The organism is Bradyrhizobium sp. GW821-FHT13H05, from assembly GCF_058804065.1.
In genome coordinates this window covers 164,659-180,317 of sequence record NZ_JBXAPO010000009.1, presented here as the reverse complement: position 1 = coordinate 180,317, position 15,659 = coordinate 164,659, and the positions used below count along the sequence as shown (strand labels likewise).

Annotated in this window: 15 protein-coding genes and 1 tRNA gene; 5 read left to right on the top strand and 11 right to left on the bottom strand. The window is 64.3% G+C overall.

Features of this window, described 5'->3' with window-relative positions:
• Nucleotides 1-12 precede the first annotated feature (12 nt).
• Nucleotides 13-89: transfer RNA gene (locus AC1RR3_RS25765), tRNA-Arg, on the top strand.
• 101 nt (nucleotides 90-190) lie between these two features.
• Here AC1RR3_RS25765 and AC1RR3_RS25760 read toward each other — a convergent pair.
• The 9 genes from AC1RR3_RS25760 to AC1RR3_RS25720 all read right to left on the bottom strand — a co-directional run bounded on the left by AC1RR3_RS25760 (nucleotide 191) and on the right by AC1RR3_RS25720 (nucleotide 8,639).
• Entirely contained in the window at nucleotides 191-1,063 is an 873-nt protein-coding gene (locus AC1RR3_RS25760) for an amino acid ABC transporter substrate-binding protein (protein WP_492825897.1), read from the bottom strand.
• A 74-nt stretch (nucleotides 1,064-1,137) separates the two neighbouring features.
• Nucleotides 1,138-2,208: an NAD/NADP octopine/nopaline dehydrogenase family protein gene (locus AC1RR3_RS25755; protein WP_492825896.1), complete on the bottom strand. Its 1,071-nt coding sequence runs from the start codon at nucleotides 2,206-2,208 to the stop codon at nucleotides 1,138-1,140.
• A gap of 53 nt (nucleotides 2,209-2,261) precedes the next feature.
• Nucleotides 2,262-2,990 (bottom strand): amino acid ABC transporter ATP-binding protein, encoded by a 729-nt coding sequence (locus tag AC1RR3_RS25750; RefSeq protein WP_492825895.1) that lies wholly within the window; start codon nucleotides 2,988-2,990, stop codon nucleotides 2,262-2,264.
• Nucleotides 2,987-3,643, bottom strand: a complete 657-nt coding sequence (locus tag AC1RR3_RS25745) for an amino acid ABC transporter permease (protein ID WP_492825894.1) — start codon at nucleotides 3,641-3,643, stop codon at nucleotides 2,987-2,989. The genes AC1RR3_RS25750 and AC1RR3_RS25745 overlap by 4 nt, the downstream gene beginning before the upstream one ends.
• Nucleotides 3,640-4,359 (bottom strand): amino acid ABC transporter permease, encoded by a 720-nt coding sequence (locus AC1RR3_RS25740; protein ID WP_492825893.1) that lies wholly within the window; start codon nucleotides 4,357-4,359, stop codon nucleotides 3,640-3,642. Before AC1RR3_RS25740 ends, AC1RR3_RS25745 begins: the two co-directional genes overlap by 4 nt.
• Nucleotides 4,360-4,654: 295 nt before the next feature.
• The gene (locus AC1RR3_RS25735; protein WP_492825892.1) at nucleotides 4,655-5,665 is read right to left on the bottom strand and encodes a Gfo/Idh/MocA family protein; all 1,011 of its coding nucleotides are present in this window, start codon (nucleotides 5,663-5,665) and stop codon (nucleotides 4,655-4,657) included.
• The gene (locus AC1RR3_RS25730) at nucleotides 5,655-6,701 is read right to left on the bottom strand and encodes a Gfo/Idh/MocA family protein (RefSeq protein ID WP_492825891.1); all 1,047 of its coding nucleotides are present in this window, start codon (nucleotides 6,699-6,701) and stop codon (nucleotides 5,655-5,657) included. The genes AC1RR3_RS25735 and AC1RR3_RS25730 overlap by 11 nt, the downstream gene beginning before the upstream one ends.
• Nucleotides 6,655-7,860: an N-acetylglucosamine-6-phosphate deacetylase gene (locus tag AC1RR3_RS25725; protein WP_492825890.1), complete on the bottom strand. Its 1,206-nt coding sequence runs from the start codon at nucleotides 7,858-7,860 to the stop codon at nucleotides 6,655-6,657. The genes AC1RR3_RS25730 and AC1RR3_RS25725 overlap by 47 nt, the downstream gene beginning before the upstream one ends.
• A complete protein-coding gene (locus AC1RR3_RS25720) occupies nucleotides 7,857-8,639 on the bottom strand; it encodes a glucosamine-6-phosphate deaminase (RefSeq protein ID WP_492825889.1) in 783 nt (260 codons plus the stop codon). Before AC1RR3_RS25720 ends, AC1RR3_RS25725 begins: the two co-directional genes overlap by 4 nt.
• Nucleotides 8,640-8,770: 131 nt before the next feature.
• Between AC1RR3_RS25720 and AC1RR3_RS25715 the strand changes: the two genes are divergently transcribed.
• From AC1RR3_RS25715 to AC1RR3_RS25700, 4 genes are all read left to right on the top strand, one after another.
• Entirely contained in the window at nucleotides 8,771-9,808 is a 1,038-nt protein-coding gene (locus AC1RR3_RS25715) for a LacI family DNA-binding transcriptional regulator (protein WP_492826059.1), read from the top strand.
• 113 nt (nucleotides 9,809-9,921) lie between these two features.
• Nucleotides 9,922-11,265 (top strand): ABC transporter substrate-binding protein, encoded by a 1,344-nt coding sequence (locus AC1RR3_RS25710; protein ID WP_492825888.1) that lies wholly within the window; start codon nucleotides 9,922-9,924, stop codon nucleotides 11,263-11,265.
• Between the two features lie 67 nt (nucleotides 11,266-11,332).
• A complete protein-coding gene (locus AC1RR3_RS25705; RefSeq protein WP_492825887.1) occupies nucleotides 11,333-12,220 on the top strand; it encodes a carbohydrate ABC transporter permease in 888 nt (295 codons plus the stop codon).
• On the top strand, nucleotides 12,217-13,077 hold the full coding sequence (locus tag AC1RR3_RS25700; protein ID WP_492825886.1) for a carbohydrate ABC transporter permease: 861 nt from the start codon (nucleotides 12,217-12,219) through the stop codon (nucleotides 13,075-13,077). The genes AC1RR3_RS25705 and AC1RR3_RS25700 overlap by 4 nt, the downstream gene beginning before the upstream one ends.
• Before the next feature lie 13 nt (nucleotides 13,078-13,090).
• Here the strand turns inward: AC1RR3_RS25700 and AC1RR3_RS25695 are convergent, their stop codons facing one another.
• Complete coding sequence (locus AC1RR3_RS25695) at nucleotides 13,091-15,040, bottom strand: tetratricopeptide repeat protein (RefSeq protein WP_492825885.1); 1,950 nt, start codon at nucleotides 15,038-15,040, stop codon at nucleotides 13,091-13,093.
• Nucleotides 15,041-15,196: 156 nt separating this feature from the next.
• Nucleotides 15,197-15,607 carry a DUF2846 domain-containing protein gene (locus tag AC1RR3_RS25690; protein WP_492825884.1) on the bottom strand — a complete coding sequence of 137 codons (411 nt, stop codon included), beginning with the start codon at nucleotides 15,605-15,607 and terminating at the stop codon, nucleotides 15,197-15,199.
• Between the last annotated feature and the right edge of the window lie 52 nt (nucleotides 15,608-15,659).

The window sequence follows — 15,659 nt, the reverse complement described above, 5'->3', positions numbered from 1 at the left end:
TTCGCGAAAAACGCGCCCGTAGCTCAGCTGGATAGAGCATCAGACTACGAATCTGAGGGTCGGACGTTCGAATCGTTCCGGGCGCGCCAGTCGCAATCATTTGGAATAAAGCTGCGAATCCCGCGCCGTCAGGCTGGCGGGATCCGCCCTGCGCAAGGCGAGGCGAAACCGGCGCGATGTCAGGCCGAGCTCATTCGGCGTAGGATTGGGTGGACCAGGCCGCCCTTAGCTTCGGCGAGACATGAGCGCCGAACTGGCCGAACCATTTGTTGAACAGGGCCTCGGCCTCGCCCGACTTGAACATCTTCCCCATCGAGTGGTTGACGATCCAGAGGATCGTCGGGTTGAGCTTGGGCACCATGAAGCCCTGGGGCGCATAGCCATATTCGTCACCGACGATTTCAAGCGCGTCCGGCTTCTTCGACTGCCGTATCAGCCCGTAGAAGGCGCCGTTGTCGCTGAAATAGGCGTCGGCGCGCCTGGTCTCCACGGTGATCAGCCCGGCCGCGTGGTCGTCGACGTTGACGATGCGGATGTTCAGCTTCTTTTCGGCGATGAGGTTTTTGAGGTCATTCTCGCTGCTGCCGCCGGTCGCTACCGCAACGATCTTGCCGTTCAAATCGTCATAGCTCTTGATGCCGGCGCTCTTGAGGACGAGCATCTGGCTCGATGAAACATAAGAGACCGACGAGAAGTCGACCTGCTTGTTGCGGCCGAAGGTGTTGACCGTGCCTTCGCATTCGAGGTCGATCGTGCCATTGGCGACGAGCGCCTGACGGTTCTGGATCGTGACCGGGACGTATTTGATCTTGATCTCCGGCAGCTTCAACTCGTTCTTGATGTCCTCGATGATGCGCGTGCAGAACTCGACCGAATAGCCGGTGGGGTTCTTTTGGTCGTCGAGGTAGCTGTAGGGAAACAGAGCGTCCCGGACGCCCATGGTGATGGTCTGGGTGTCGCGCAACTTCTTGACGATGGCGTCCACCTCCTGCGCCCCGGCAGACGAAGCTGCGAGACCGATGGCCAGGAACGCGCCTGTGGCGGCAGCAAGATTGAGTGTCATGGGTCTCTCTCGGTTGTCGCGATCGCTCGCATGGTGATCCGCCCCAGGTTGAGGGCAAGCGTCTGGGCAGGTGTCTAGAATCCTTCGCGTGCCCGCGTCTGGAGCTCTTCCCGCGTCATCTGCGTGAAGCCGAGCGCGGGCAGAAGGTCGTTGTCTTGTGTGAAGTCGCGGCCGTAGGCCGCCGAGAGCATGGTCATCCCAGCCTCGTGCAACGGCGCCGGCCGCCCGACGAGCCGCCCGAGCAGCACCGTCGGCAGTAATCCGAAGGGCACGTCCTCGAGGACATAGCGGCTGTCCGGCGTCGCAGGGCCGAAGCCGCCGCGTCCGCGATTGTGCAATTCGGCATTCATCTCGGCGATGCTGGCGACCGGGAGTTGATAGGAGTAGGCGTAGTGTTCGTGGATCGTCCGGACCGAAACGCCGAAGGCTTCGGCGATCACCAACCGCTCGGCGTCGAGCGCTTCCATGACACGCCCGACGGCGGGCGTGACGTTCTCCGCCTGCCCCCAGCGCTCGCCTCGCTCCATGCGCGTCAGGTTGAACAGGGCGATGGCGAGGTGGTTCTGCGGGTTGAGGTTGCTCAGCGCGATGGCGAGAAGCCCCTCGCGTTCGACGAAGCGGTCGCCGAACAGCGCGGTGCAGAGCGCGAGACCTTCGCGACTGGCTCCTTGCGGCACCGTCGCAAGATCGATCTTCGAGCGCACCGAGTTGACGGCAACCTCGGTCGGCGAAGTCTTGCGGCCGGTCGTCAGCGTCGTGCCCCATGTGATGATCGGTGAACTCACGCCACGCGCCGCGAGCTGCCGCGAGAGATAGAGCGCGCCAAAGGAGGCGTGCGAACTGATGATGATCGGCTGTCCATCCCGCAGGTGCCGTGCCGCTTCATCGAGGGCCATCTTGTGGGCGTAGCCCGGCATCGCCAGCATCACGACATCTGCGTCGGCGATGGCTTCGGCGGCACTGCCGGCGATGCGCGGATGGAAACCGGTCTCGATCGCCATCGTCGCCTGCAGCGGCTCTCCCGCCGCGAGGGCTGCCGTGCTGCGGCCGGAAGGCGACCACAGCATCGGGGCATGCCCGGCCGTCGAGAGATAGGCGGCGGCACCGCAGGCGGCGGAGCCGGCTCCAAGAATACTTACGCGCATCGTGCGAGCGCCTTTTCTGGGTCTGGTTGGGGAAGGGCGATCATCTCAGCGGCTCAATGCGTCAGGACGTTGGTGAGGAACTGCCTGGCCCGCTCCGAAACGGGGGCAGTGAAGAACTGGGCCTTGGGCGTGTCCTCCACGATCTGGCCGCGATCCATGAACAGCACGCGATCGGCAACGCGCTGGGCGAAACCCATTTCATGGGTCACGACCATCATGGTCATGCCCTCGAGCGCCAGTTCCTGCATGACTTCCAGCACCTCGTTGATCATTTCGGGGTCGAGCGCCGAGGTCGGCTCGTCAAAGAGCATGGCCTGCGGGTCCATGGCCAGCGCGCGAGCGATCGAGACGCGCTGCTGCTGTCCGCCTGAAAGTTGGCTGGGTCGGCTGTCCCGCTTGTCGCCGAGCCCGACCCGCGCCAGAATTTTCTCCGAGCGCGCATCCGCCTCCGCCCGCGAGCGCTTCAGCACATGGATTTGCGCCAGGCTGATGTTCTGCAATGCAGTCATATGTGGATAGAGTTCGAAACTCTGGAACACCATGCCGATGCGCGAGCGCAGCTTCGGCAGGTCGGTCTTGGGCGAGGAGACGGAGACGCCATCCACGGTGATCGTGCCGCGCTCGAACGGCACGAGCCCGTTGATGCATTTGATCAGCGTGCTCTTGCCGGAGCCGGACGGCCCGCAAACCACCACGACCTCGCCGAGGCTGACGGTCGCGGAGCAGGCGCGCAGGATGGGCTGGCTGCCGTAGGATTTGTGCACATCGTCGATGACGATCATGTCGGAAGGCCCTTCCTGTAGAACTCCGCGGCTTTGGTCGTGCCCAGACAAATCGCCAAATAAACGACGGCGACCAGCGCATACATCTCGGTGGCGCGCCCATCGCGGGACGCGACGACGCTCGCCGCGGTGAGGAAATCATGCAGCGAGACGACATAGACCAGCGACGTGTCCTGGAAGACGATGACGATCTGGTTCAGGATCAGCGGCATCATCGCCCGCAATGCCTGCGGCAGGATGATGAGGCGCAGCACCTGCGCGCGCCGCAGCCCGGTCGCCAATCCCGCATCACTCTGTCCATTGCGAACGTTTGAAATGCCGGCGCGGACGATCTCGCAATAGAACGCCGCCTCGAACAGCACGAAGGCCAGCAGTGCCGAGGTGAGCGACCCGACCGGCCTGCCGATGACGAGCGGCACGAGGAAGTAGAACCAGAACAGCACGAGTACCAGCGGCAGCGTGCGCATCACGGTGACGTAGGTCGATGCGGGGACGGAGAGCAGCCGGTGCGAGGACAGCCGCATCAGTGCAAGCCCGAAGCCCAGGATCAGCCCCCCGACGGTCGCGACCAGTACGAGCAGTGCGCTGAGCGCCATGCCTTCCGCCAGAAACGCCGAGGAACGGGCGATGATGCCCCAGTCGAAATCGCTCATGCCGGCGTCTTTCGCAGGGCTGCGCCGCCGATCCTGATATCGATGAGGCGCATCAGTCCCGTCACGCACAGGCCGATGACGAGGTAGCCGATCGTCGCGAAGGTGAAGGCCTCGAAACCTTGGAAGGTGTAGTTCTCGACATGGCGGCTCTGCGCGGTGAGTTCGAGTACGCCAATCGTGAGGCTGAGAGAGGAGAGCTTGACGGTGATCAGGAATTCCGAGGTCAGCGGCCCGACGATGGCGCGCAGGCCCAGCGGCAGCACGATCAATCGGAAGGCCTGCGCCGGGCGCAGCCCCGTCGCCAGCGCTGCCGGCATCAGCGGGGCGCCCACCGCCTCGATTCCGGCGCGGACCTGCTCGGCGACGCGCGAACCCGCAAAGAGACCGATGGCCACGACAGCGGTGACGATCTCCGGATAGGGCAGGTCCCGCTTGAGCCAGAGCCCGAAGGAATCCGGGACCACCTCGGGCAAAACGAAATACCAGAGAAAGAGCTGCACCAGTGGCGGCACGTTGCGGAAGACGTCGATATAGAGTCCGGCCAGCAGCCGGGCACTACGCGACGGGGCGCTCCGGGCGGTTCCGGCCAGGAGGCCGACCGTGAGCGCGACGGCCCAGCTGGCAAGGCTGATAATCACGGTCCAGAGCAGGCCGCTCCACAGCCAACCCATATAGGTATCTTTGAAGAGGATCGACCAGTCCCAACGGTAATTCATGTCGCCAGAGCCGTGTCGCGCAATATCTCCACGATGCAGCGTGGGTCTCGGTCGTCCATGAGTAGCCCTTGAATTCCACTATTCCCGGAATGATTCCGCCATCGATTGAATATTGTCAAACGTGCCGGTTGCAAGCGCCGGGCCAATTGGCACCGTTCTGGAAAGAGGCGCCTACGATCGGGAAGCCCCAGAACGTTGAGTATGCGCGACCATCAGCGGCGCGCGTGACAGCCCAAGCTGGATCGAGATCTGTGGTTTTATTCTGGAACAGATCAGCCGGCCATCGCGAGCAAGCTCAGCCCCATCGCAGGGGTCGGCCGCCACCGGCTGCGCTCTCCTGCGCGAGGATCGCGATGCGCGTGGCGCGCAGGGCGTCGGTTGCCGGAATTTGCAAGGTCTCGCCGCGGACGAAATGATCGAAGACGAAGGCCGCAGGTGAGCTGCCCGCGGGCAGGTCGATTTCGCGCCGGGGTTTCGTCGCCGTCTCGACCAGCAATCGATTTTCCGCAAACAGAACGTCGGCGCGTCCCTTCGTTCCGGAGATCCGCATGGCATAGTCGCCATGCCGTGGCGATGCTTCCGGCTGGATCCAGTCGACTTCGATCGAAAATTGCGGGCCGCCGTCGCAGGCCAGGATGGCGCGTCCGAGCGCGGGAAAGTCCGTCGTGCCTGCCGCCGGAATCGGCGAGACCCAGCCGCTGACCGTGCCGCTGTCGTATCCCGTCAGCCAAAGCGCGAGATCGATGTCGTGGACTGTCAGGTCGGCGAGGATGCCGCCATAAGTCGCCGGCTCGAACATCCATGCAGGACGACGGCTGGGGATGAGCTTGTGCGGACCCGTCGCGCTGATGGATACGACGTCTCCAAGCTCGCCGCTGTCGATGATCGCGCGGAGCGCGAGTGTGACAGGATAAAAACGTTTCTCCAGCAGAAGCGTCAGCAAATTGCGTCCGGCGAGCGCCTCCTCGATCGTTGCGAGCTGGGGCAGGGTCACCGCCATCGGCTTATCGGCGATCGCGAAGATGCCGCGGCGCAAAAGCTCGACGACGATCGGAGCGCGAAGGCCGAATTCGGTGAAGATTGCTGCGGCCCGAATTGGATGCGCATCCAGAAGCGCATTCACGTCGCCATAGCCGGGCGCGCTCGTACGTCGTTCGAGCTCGGCGCGTCTTGGCCCGTCATGATCGGTAACGGCCACGACCCTGACGTCGGTTCTGACCGCAATCTCTGACAGCACATATTCGACATGCGGGTGGGCCGCGCCAATGATGGCGATGTCGAGCGTCGCGGAGCTGTCAGCCGGCATGAATGACCTCAGGTGCGATCTCGTTGGGGCTGATGGCACGACCTTCCGCGGCCGAGCGATAGATGGCGTCAACCAGTCTCGCGGCTTCGAATCCATCCCTGAACGAACTCGCGGGCGGCCGTCGCTCCCGGACGGCTTGAGCGAAGTCGCGCCACTGCGCGATATGTCCAGCGATCCCGATCGCCTTGGGGTCGTTGGCAGCACTTCCAACCCCGGCCGCGCTCGGCGGCTCCGCAATGCCGGGAAAATCCCAGCGGACGATGTTGTCGTTGGCGAGTTCGCAACTGCCACGGTCCGTGAACAGCCGAAGCATGGCCGGCCGTCCCGGCGGCAGCGCCGTGCTGGTCACGATGACGCCGAGCGTGCCGGACGCAAAGGAGAGCAGCGCTGCAGTCGTGTCCTCGACCGCGTGGGTGTGCCCGAGCGTTGCCGTTTTGCCCTGAACACTCTTCACCGCTCCGAACAGCCAGAGCATCAGATCGAGATTGTGAACGCCCTGATTGAACAGCGAGCCGCCGCCATGCTCCGCTTCGCTGCGCCACGGCTTCTCCGCGTAATAGGCGTCGGAGCGATACCAATGGAGCGCCGCCTCGATCAGGCGCGGCTGTCCGAGATGACCGGCGTCGAGCAGAGCCTTGATCGCCTGGTGTTGCGGTTCGAGACGGCGCTGCGAAACCACGCCGCAGGTCAGCTGCGAGCGCTCGGCAGCGCGGACCAGGGATGCAGCCTCGGCTGGATCGACGCAGAGCGGCTTCTCGACGAGCACGTGCCGTCCGGCCTCGATCGCAGCCAAGGCCACGTCATGATGTGCGCCGCTGGGGGTGCAGACCACGACCGCGTCGATCCCGTCATCTGCCAGCATTGCGTCGGCCGTTGCGAATGTCGGAACAGTTTTGCCATTCATGCACGCTGCAATCTGCTCGGGCGTGCCGCCGGCGATCGCGGACAAGACGGTCTCGTCGAGCGCCCGTATCGCCCGCGCGTGCGTTTCACCGATTGCCCCTGGACCGATCAATCCGATGCGAAGCCGGTTCATGTCTCAGTCCTCTGGGGTTGAGCGGATAAGGCCGGCCCGCGACATAGACCGTCTCGGGCACGAGCGCCCCGTCCTCGCCGAGACGGAAGCGCAAGAGATCAGCGGGCGCCCCGACCGTCAGGGCAGGAAGGTTGAACGGGATGCGCGGATTGATTGTTGCCAGCCTCAGCGCCTCGGCCAGGGACAGTCCGGCCATGCGTCTGGCCGTTTCTATCCCGAATGCGAGGCTGACGGCCGCGCCGGCCAGGAAGGACGTGCCGACGACCTCCAGCCGGCCGTTCGCCTTCAGCTCGACCTTGCCGCCGATCGGAGCGTCATAGAGTCCAGGCGTGCACCCCGCGAGCGCGGCGGCGTCCGACACCAGGATCGACCGCTCCAGCCCCTTTGCGCGCAGCATCGCCCTGAAGGCTTCAGGAGGAAGGTGATGGCCATCCGCGATGAAGCTCGCCCACAGCCTGTCCTCGGCCAGTTGCGACCAGATCGGATTGGGATGTCGCGGCAGCGTGGCTGCGATGCCGTTGCCAAGGTGCGTCGATAACGTTGCGCCCGCTGCGACGGCCGCAGAAATCCGATCCGGCGTCGCGCTGGTATGGCCGATGGCAACACGAGCACCGCGGGTATGAAGGCCGCGCACATACGTCTCTGTTTCCGGCCAATGCGGCGACAATGTCACGAGGCCGACGAGGTTGCCGCTCGCGGCTTGCCACGCGTCGAACTCGTCGAGGTTCGGCGGTCTGACATGCTCGGCCGGATGCGCGCCGCGTGGACCGTCCTCCGGCGCGATATGCGGTCCTTCGACATGCACGAAGGGCATCGCGTGCTTGAGAAACGGGTCGCTGTCCCGCGCCTGCGCAATGGCCTGCAACGCCGCGATGATCGCGTCGTGCGAGGCCGTGATCAGCGTCGGGGCAAACCGCGACACGCCGCTGTTGTGGACGGCCGTGACGAGATCGCGGACCGTCTGGAGATCAGGGCGGGCATTGAGATCGTGGCCGGCAAAACCGTTCAATTGCAGATCGAACAGGCCGAGCGACAGCCACAGTCCGTCATCGTGCCCGCCGGGAACGATGTCCGAGATCCGGCCGTCCCGGATGACGATGGTGCGAGTCTGCCCGGTCTCCGGATCGCGGCCCGAGACGCGCGTTGCCGGATCCGTCATGCGCGTACCGGTGTCTGCAGTGAGAGCCGCGGCGGCGTGGAATCCTGGTCGAGATACAGCGCGCAGCGCGGATGCGTGCGGAGCGCGCTCGCCGGGCAAGCCGTGCCGATCGGACCGTACAGCGATTGCTCGACGGCGGCGCGCTTGGAGGCGCCGGGCACCACGCAAAACAATTGGCCGGCGTCCAGCAGCCGCGGAATTGTCAGCGTGATCGCGTGCGTCGGGACGTCCGCAACCGTCGGGAAGCACCCATCGTCGACCTGCTGCTGCCGGCAGACCGCGTCGAGCTCGACGATTTTGACCTCTTCCGGGTCGTGCAGGTCGGCAACCGGCGGGTCATTGAAGGCGAGGTGACCGTTGACGCCGATGCCGAGGCAGATGATGTCGATCGGGGCTTCGGCGAGAACGGTCGCATAGCGCGCCGCCTCCCGGCCCGGATCCGGTTCTTGCCCGATCAGGTGAACGGTGCCGAAGGCAATGCGCGAGAACAGGTGACGCGTCAGCCAGGCGCCGAAGCGCTCCGGTGCATCCGGAGGAAGCCCGATATATTCATCCATGTGGAAGGCTGTGACGCGCCGCCAGTCGATATCGCGCTCGCGTGCAAGGGCATCCAGCATCTCCGCCTGGCTCGGCGCCGCGGCAAAGATCATCCGCACCGTGCTCTGCCGCGCCAGGCGGTCACGCAGCGTCGCACCGACATCCGCAGCCGCCGCACGGCCCATCGCATCCCGCGTCTCAAATGTCGCGATTGAGGGAGGTGCCGAAGCCGTCATGCTCATCCATAGGTCCGCCGGGCCTGCCTGTCACCCCAGCGAAGAGAATGTAATGCAACCGGTTGCATGTCAAGCTTGCGCCCCGGGCCTGTCCGCGTCATGTGTAGGTGAATGCGATGCAGAGAAGGCGGCCTGCGGTGAAGCGCGATTCCGATAGCGGCGGGGAGGGACGTCGATCGGTCGTGCCGACGATCAGCCAGGTGGCGAAGGCCTCCGGGGTTTCGCGCGCGACCGTATCGCGTGCCTTCTCGCGGCCGGAGATGCTGACCAAGGAGACCGTCCGGCGCGTCAAGGAGGTCGCCGGCAAGCTCGGCTATGTGCCGAACCAAGTCGCCCGCGCCCTCTCGACCGGACGCCACGGCAATGTCGCCCTCATCGTCTCTGACGTCGCGAACCCGTTCTTTCCGCCGCTGATCAGGGCGGCGCAATTACGTGCGGACCAGGCGGGGCTGTGCGTTTTCCTCGGCAATTCGGACGAGGATCCCGCGCGTGAGGAATTGCTGGTCGGCCGCTTCATCGGCCAGGTGGAGGGGCTCGTCCTCGCCTCGTCCCGTCTGGACGAAGAGCATATCCGCCGCCATGCGACGCGCCGGCCGCTGGTGCTCATCAATCGCGATATCGAGGGTACTACGCGGGTCCTGATCGACACGGCGCCGGGGGTGGCGGCTGCGATTGCGCATCTTGCCGAGCTCGGGCACCGGCACATCGCCTATGTCAGCGGCCCGACGACATCGTGGTCCAACCAGCAGCGGCGCAACGCCGTCCGGCGCGAGGCGGAGAAGCGCGGGCTCAAGGTGATCGCCGTTCCCGCGCGTCCGCCGTCCTACGACACCGGCCGGCTGGCGGCGACCCAGATCGTCGCCAGCGGCGTCACCGCGGCGATCGCGTTCGACGACCTCGTTGCCCAAGGCCTGCTGGCTGGGCTCGCTGCGCTCGACGTCGAGGTGCCGAAATCGTTCAGTGTCGTCGGCTGCGATGATGTCCTCGGCGAGACCACCTATCCGCCGCTCACCACCGTGTCGGCGCGCTGCGCCGATGCCGGCGATGTCGCGGTCGGTCTCCTGCTCAGCCAGATGAATGGCGGCGTATCCGGCGAGATCCGCCACAAGCTGAATTCCCATCTCGTCGTTCGCGCCAGCACAGGTCCGGCGCCGGTGAAGCGGCGAGGCCGCTGACGATTTCATCAATGGCCTTCGAAAGCGGCAACGGATCGCAATTGACACGCAACCGGTTGCATGCGAGCTTTTTCGCAGGATTTGTCCCATTCCGTATTGCGAGAATGACCCTCATGGTGAAACCCGTCGGCAGGTTCGGCTCCATCACGCGTCCCGAGGACAGCATTCGCCCGGCGAATTCGGGCCGCCGTTCCCTGATGTCCGCAGCGCTGTCGCTGGCGCTGGCCGTCGCGGTGCCGGCGTTTGCTTCGCCCGCATCCGCGGAGAAGCTGACCATCTGGAGCGGATGGCCTGATCTGGCGCCGTTCTACAAGCGCGTCGGCGACCAGCTGAAGAGCAAATATCCGGATCTCGAGATCAGCGTCGAGGCGATTGCGCTCCGCGAGCACGAGAAGCGGCTGGCGCTGTCGCTGCCGTCAGGCGCGGCCGGCGACGTCATCGAGATGGAGGTCGAGGCGGCGCGCTATCTCGAGGCTGGCCTCATTCCGGAGCCGCCTGCGTCGATCGCCGATTTCGTCAAAGCCAATTACGATATGACGCGCGTGAAGACCGCCATGTACGAGGGCAAGATCTTCGGTGTGCCGTTGTTCCAGGGCCAGGGCGCGCTGTTCTACAACACCGAGATGTTCGCCAAGGCCGGCCTCGACGGTCCGCCCAAGACCATGGCCGACTACACCGCCTATGCGCAGAAGCTCGCGCAGCGCGACGCGTCCGGCGTGCCGACGGTGAGCGGATGGAGCCTGCGTCTCAGCGGCGGCGGCTCGGGCATCGCGGAGAAGTACTGGACCATTCTCTATAATCACGGCGGGACGCTGCTTGAGGAGAAGGGCGGAAAATGGCGCGCCGCCTATGCGAGCCCGGCCGGCCGCAGCGCGCTCAAGCAGTACCTCGACAACACCGTGGTCTACCGGACCGTGACGCCCGAGATGAAGGCGGATGCCGAAGCCTTCGAGCTCGGCCAGACCGCGATGTTCATCCGGGAATCCTGGGTGATCGGCGACGTCGCCAAGAAGGCGCCCAGCCTCAAATACGCCACGGCTCCATTGCCCAAGGGCACGCTGATGGTTCCGGTCGATCTCTACGTGCCGAACAAGGGACCCAAGAGCCAGATCGCCTGGGATTTCGTGCAGAAGGCCAACGAGCCGGAAAATCTGCTCTGGCTGCTTGAGAACACCGCCTGGGTCCCCAACCGCAAGGGCCTCGACTATTCCGCCGTCATCAAGAAAATCCCGCAGCTCGACGCCTTCGTCAACACGCCGCCCGGCCACGTCTTCTTCACGGTCCCGGCGATCAGTCCGGCCAGCGAAATCCTCACCCGGCTTGCGGCGCGGCTGGAGAAGGCCTTCACCGACAAGTCGCTGGCGGGCAACGATGCCGCGATCGATGCTTTCCTGAAGTCCGCGGCCGATGAAAGCGACAAGATCCTCGCCCGGGAAGATCTGCTGGCCAAACCCTAGAGCTTCCGACAGGAGCGACCCATTCAATCCAGGCGCCGGTCGCTGACCGGCGCCTGCCGGAGGATCCATGCGCACCACGCCGAAATGGCTGTTTCCAGTTCTGGCGCTGCTTCCGGTCCTTGCCCTCTATGGCTGTGTCCGCGTCTATCCGATCATCGAGACGCTGCGGCTCAGCCTGTTCCAATGGAATATCATCTCGCGGCGCAAGCCATTCGTCGGCTTCGCCAACTTCGTCGAGTTGGCGAGCGATCCGCTGTTTCTCGAGGCGATCTTCAACACCACCATCATCGCCTTCAGCGTCGTGGCGATCACCATTCCCGTCGCGCTCGCGCTCGCCGCCCTGATCAATACCAGGCAGGGGCTGAGGCGCAGCGGCGTCTATGAGGCCTCGGTGTTCCTGCCGCACGTCGTCTCACTGGTTCCGGCGGCGATGGCCTGGAAATGGATTTTCGACGCCCGGCTTGGGCCGCTCAACGCCCTGATCGGCCTGGTTGGAATTCCGGCGCAGTCGTGGTTGTTCGATCCGGTTCTGTCACTGGTCTGCCTGATCGTTCTCTGCTCCTGGCAGGCGATCGGCTATGCCGTCCTCATCTTCCTCGTCGGACTGAAGAACGTGCCGGAGGCGCTCTACGAGGCCGCGCGCCTCGACGGCGCCTCGTCGCTTCAGGCCTTCCGCTACATTGCCGTGCCGCTGTTGAAGCCTGTCATGCTGTACGTGTCGGTCATTACGCTGATCTCGTCCTACAACATCTATGCGCAGGCCTTCGTGCTGGCGTCCGATGTGCAGGGCGCGCCGGGGCATCTCGTCCGCGTCCTCGTCCTCGACATGCTCGAAAACAGCTTTCGCAATTACCGGGTCGGCTATGCCGCCGCCGAAGCCGTCGTGCTGCTCGTCATCGTCCTCATTCTGACCGGCGCGCAGTTCAGGCTGTTCCGCGATCGGAGCCGCGCATGAGCGAGCACGAACGCGAGCATCCGTCCGTCGTCGGTCAGAGCGGTGCCGTCGGCTTCGTGATCGACGCCGTTTTGTGCGTCGTCAGCCTGATGATGCTGCTGCCGCTGGTCTTCCTGATCAGCAACGCGTTCAAGACGCCGCCGGAGCTCTTGGCCTGGCCGCCGACCGTGATCCCGCACCAGCCGACGCTGGACAACATTGTCAGCGTCCTCAGTGAAACCCCGCTGTTTCGCTGGATCGGCAATTCGCTGATCTTCGCGATGCTCTCGACCGCGAGCATCGTCTCTACGTCGGCGATCGCAGGCTATGTGCTCGGCAAGTTCGATCTGCCGGGAATCCCGGTCATCTTCGGCGTCATCATCGCGACGGCGGTCGTTCCGTTCGAGGTCTACATGATCCCGCTCTACCTCAACGTCCAGTCGGCCGGACTGTTGAACACCTGGCCCGGGCTTCTGGTCGGCTATCTCATCATGAGCTTCGGCATCTTCCTGGTGCGGCAATATGTGATGACGTCGATCCCCGACGAGCTGCTGGAGGCTGCGCGGGTCGATGGTGCGGGGGAGCTCTGGATTTTCTTAAGGATCGTGCTGCCGCTGATGCGCGGCCCGTTGGGCGCTCTCGCCGTGCTGGCGTTCTTTCAGGCCTGGACTGCGTTTGCGTGGCCGCTTGTCGTCATGACCAACAAGGAGACCTACACGCTGGAGGTTGGGCTCGCCTTGTTTCAGACCGGTTTCACCGTGGATATCGGTCGCCTCAGCGCGGCCGCCGCGCTGGCGCTGGTCCCGAGCGCGCTGTTCTTCTCGTTGATGCGCCGAAATTTCGTGCGTGGCGTGGCCGCCAGCGGCTTGAAGGAGTGACGGCGTTTCAACGTCAACGCGGGCCTGGTCCGAATGGGATGGTCCATACGCGCAATTCGTCCCGCACGCGATCGAGCACGCTCTCATACTCACGCGTTTCGGTCTGCCGGAACAGCCGCACGCTGGGGTACCAGGGGCTGTCGGCGCGGTCGAGCAGCCAGCGATAGTCAGGCGTCCATGGCAGCAGGATCCAGGTTGGACGGCCAAGCGCCCCGGCGAGATGGGCAACGCTGGTGTCGACACTGATCACGAGATCAAGACAAGCGATCAACGCGGCGGTCTCGGTGAAGTCGGTGAGATCAGCGGTCAGGTCGACGATGTCGTTTCGCTCGCGCAGCACCGCCGCATCAGCCGGGCGCGGGGCTTTCTGCAGGCTGACGAAGGTGGCATCGACGTCGAGGATCCGGCAAAGCGTCCGCAGCGGAATCGAGCGCGTGTGATCGTTGACGTGGCCGGGATCGCCGGACCAGACCAGCCCAACCCGGAGCCTGGTTCGAGGACCAAGGCGATTGTCCCACGCCTGAATGCGCTCGTCCGGCGGGGAGGGCAGATACGGCTCCGACGGGATCGTGTCGAGACGGGTTTTGAAGGCGAGCGGAAGGCTGGATATCGGGCAGTGCAAATCGAACGCCGGCAGCGTGCCTGCGACCGACATCGGAGCGCAGTGAGATACACCGTTCAGATTTGACATCAGGCGATGCAGCGGATCCTGAACGGCGAGAAGAACGCGCGCCCCGCGCTCCGCCAGCAAGGGGACGTAGCGGACGAAGTGAATGGTGTCGCCCAATCCCTCGTCCGCAGCGACAAGGATCGTCTTTCCTTCAATGCTTTCTTCACCGAGCCACATCGGTCGCGGAAGCTGCGCGTATTTTGCCGACGGCAGTTTCAATCTTGTGTGGTGCCCGAGCCAGCCGGCTTCGAAATTGCCCGTCAGCAGATGAGCCAGAGCCACATTCCACTCGGTCACCATATTGCTCAGCCCGAGGGCCTTCATGCGATCGGACAGCGCGAAGACCTCGTCGAAGCGATGCAGCTGGAACAGCGTGGTCAGCCTGTTGTTGAAGGCATCCGCAAGGCGCGGTCGAAGCGCGATGGCCTTGTCGAACCACGCCAGCGCCTCGTCATTCCTGCCAATCCGCCGCAGCGCAAGACCCAGATTGTTGCAGGTGTCGGCATTGTCGGGGTCGAGCTGGTGCGCTCGCCTGCCTACGGTCGCGGACTCCTCGAACCTCTTCAGGCAGAAGAGAATCCATGCGCGGGCCTGCAGCGTCGGGGCATGGTTCGGGAACAGCCTGTCGCTGAGATCGAGACGCGCGATCGCCTCCTCGTTCCGCCCGAGCTTGTGGAGGACAGTCCCGCTTTTGTAAAGCGCATGGTGATGGTTGGGATCGAGCTTGAGCGCGTGTTGAAAGCTCAGCAGCGCCTGATCGAGGCGCGCAAGCTGAACGAGAATGTCGCCGTGCTGTTGCCACAACGCGGCATCGTCTGGTCGAAGCTGTATCGCCTTGCCGAGGACGCCCAGTGCTTCCTCGAAGCGCCCGTGTTTCTGTAGCGCCGTTGCGAAGCTCGCAAGATATTCGGGCCTGGGTGCGCGCTGGATCGCGCGGACGATCCACGCCAGGGCATCGTTGTATTGTTCGGCGTGGAGAAGCAGTAGCCCCATGAGATGCTGGGCGTCCGCGTGCTCCGCATCGATCGCGAGGGCCTGCTCGCAGCAGACGCGCGCGTCGAGATGCCGTCCGCCCCGGAAATGCTGAAGGCCCGCTTCACAGAGCGTGGCTGGCGTATCGATCGCTTGCACATTCCAGGCTGTCATTGAGCTCTTGCTGGCGGCCCGGTGCTCGCGATGTCCGGTCAATTCACGATCGAGTTTCGATGCCCTGTTGGTCACAAATGCATGATTCTCGTCATGGTCGAAAGCTGGACGGCCGCGCATTTCCTGCGCGGCGCAAGCCTCGCGCAAGGATAGGCCCGGCGTTCGAACGCATGTCGCGCAATTCACCTGCCGACGGTGACCGAGGCCAGCGTCACCACCGGAAAAACGGCGTAGCAACCAAGGCGCAGGATGATTTTCAGAGCAAGGCGTCGCATCCGCGCTTCGACGGCGGGATGACTGGAATCACGCCTTGCCGCATGAGCCGCTGCTCTGATGCAGGCTGGCGACGTCGGCGCGGCCCTGGCCCTCCGTGACCTGGATCAGCGTAATTGCGCCGGGCGTCACGATTCCCATCTGCGGCTGGGCGGAGAGGTAGGTCGTGCTGCCGGCGCGCAGATCGACACTCACCTTCTCGCTGCCTTGCCCGAACAGATTGCTGCTCAGTGGCAGATTGTTGACGGCGACCTCGTGACGGCCCGGAGGCAGATCGCATGACACGAACCCCGCGGCCTGGCTGCCGCCGATCACGCGCCCATCGACGGCGTAGTTGGGCATGACCGCAAATCCCAGCGCCGACGAGCGATAGGCCACCAGACGTGCAGTGTTCGATTTGACGTTGTCAACGTATCGGATGGGCCGAGCCGGCGTTCTCACCCGTCAGTCTACGGACGGCGAATTAACCATAAAATAATGCCGACCGACTAAG

Coding starts and splice junctions, on each gene's coding strand:
- AC1RR3_RS25760 (WP_492825897.1), bottom strand. CDS start 1,063: ATGACACTCAATCTTGCTGCCGCCACAGGCGCGTTCCTGGCCATCGGT.
- AC1RR3_RS25755 (WP_492825896.1), bottom strand. CDS start 2,208: ATGCGCGTAAGTATTCTTGGAGCCGGCTCCGCCGCCTGCGGTGCCGCC.
- AC1RR3_RS25750 (WP_492825895.1), bottom strand. CDS start 2,990: ATGATCGTCATCGACGATGTGCACAAATCCTACGGCAGCCAGCCCATC.
- AC1RR3_RS25745 (WP_492825894.1), bottom strand. CDS start 3,643: ATGAGCGATTTCGACTGGGGCATCATCGCCCGTTCCTCGGCGTTTCTG.
- AC1RR3_RS25740 (WP_492825893.1), bottom strand. CDS start 4,359: ATGAATTACCGTTGGGACTGGTCGATCCTCTTCAAAGATACCTATATG.
- AC1RR3_RS25735 (WP_492825892.1), bottom strand. CDS start 5,665: ATGCCGGCTGACAGCTCCGCGACGCTCGACATCGCCATCATTGGCGCG.
- AC1RR3_RS25730 (WP_492825891.1), bottom strand. CDS start 6,701: ATGAACCGGCTTCGCATCGGATTGATCGGTCCAGGGGCAATCGGTGAA.
- AC1RR3_RS25725 (WP_492825890.1), bottom strand. CDS start 7,860: ATGACGGATCCGGCAACGCGCGTCTCGGGCCGCGATCCGGAGACCGGG.
- AC1RR3_RS25720 (WP_492825889.1), bottom strand. CDS start 8,639: ATGAGCATGACGGCTTCGGCACCTCCCTCAATCGCGACATTTGAGACG.
- AC1RR3_RS25710 (WP_492825888.1), top strand. CDS start 9,922: ATGGTGAAACCCGTCGGCAGGTTCGGCTCCATCACGCGTCCCGAGGAC.
- AC1RR3_RS25705 (WP_492825887.1), top strand. CDS start 11,333: ATGCGCACCACGCCGAAATGGCTGTTTCCAGTTCTGGCGCTGCTTCCG.
- AC1RR3_RS25700 (WP_492825886.1), top strand. CDS start 12,217: ATGAGCGAGCACGAACGCGAGCATCCGTCCGTCGTCGGTCAGAGCGGT.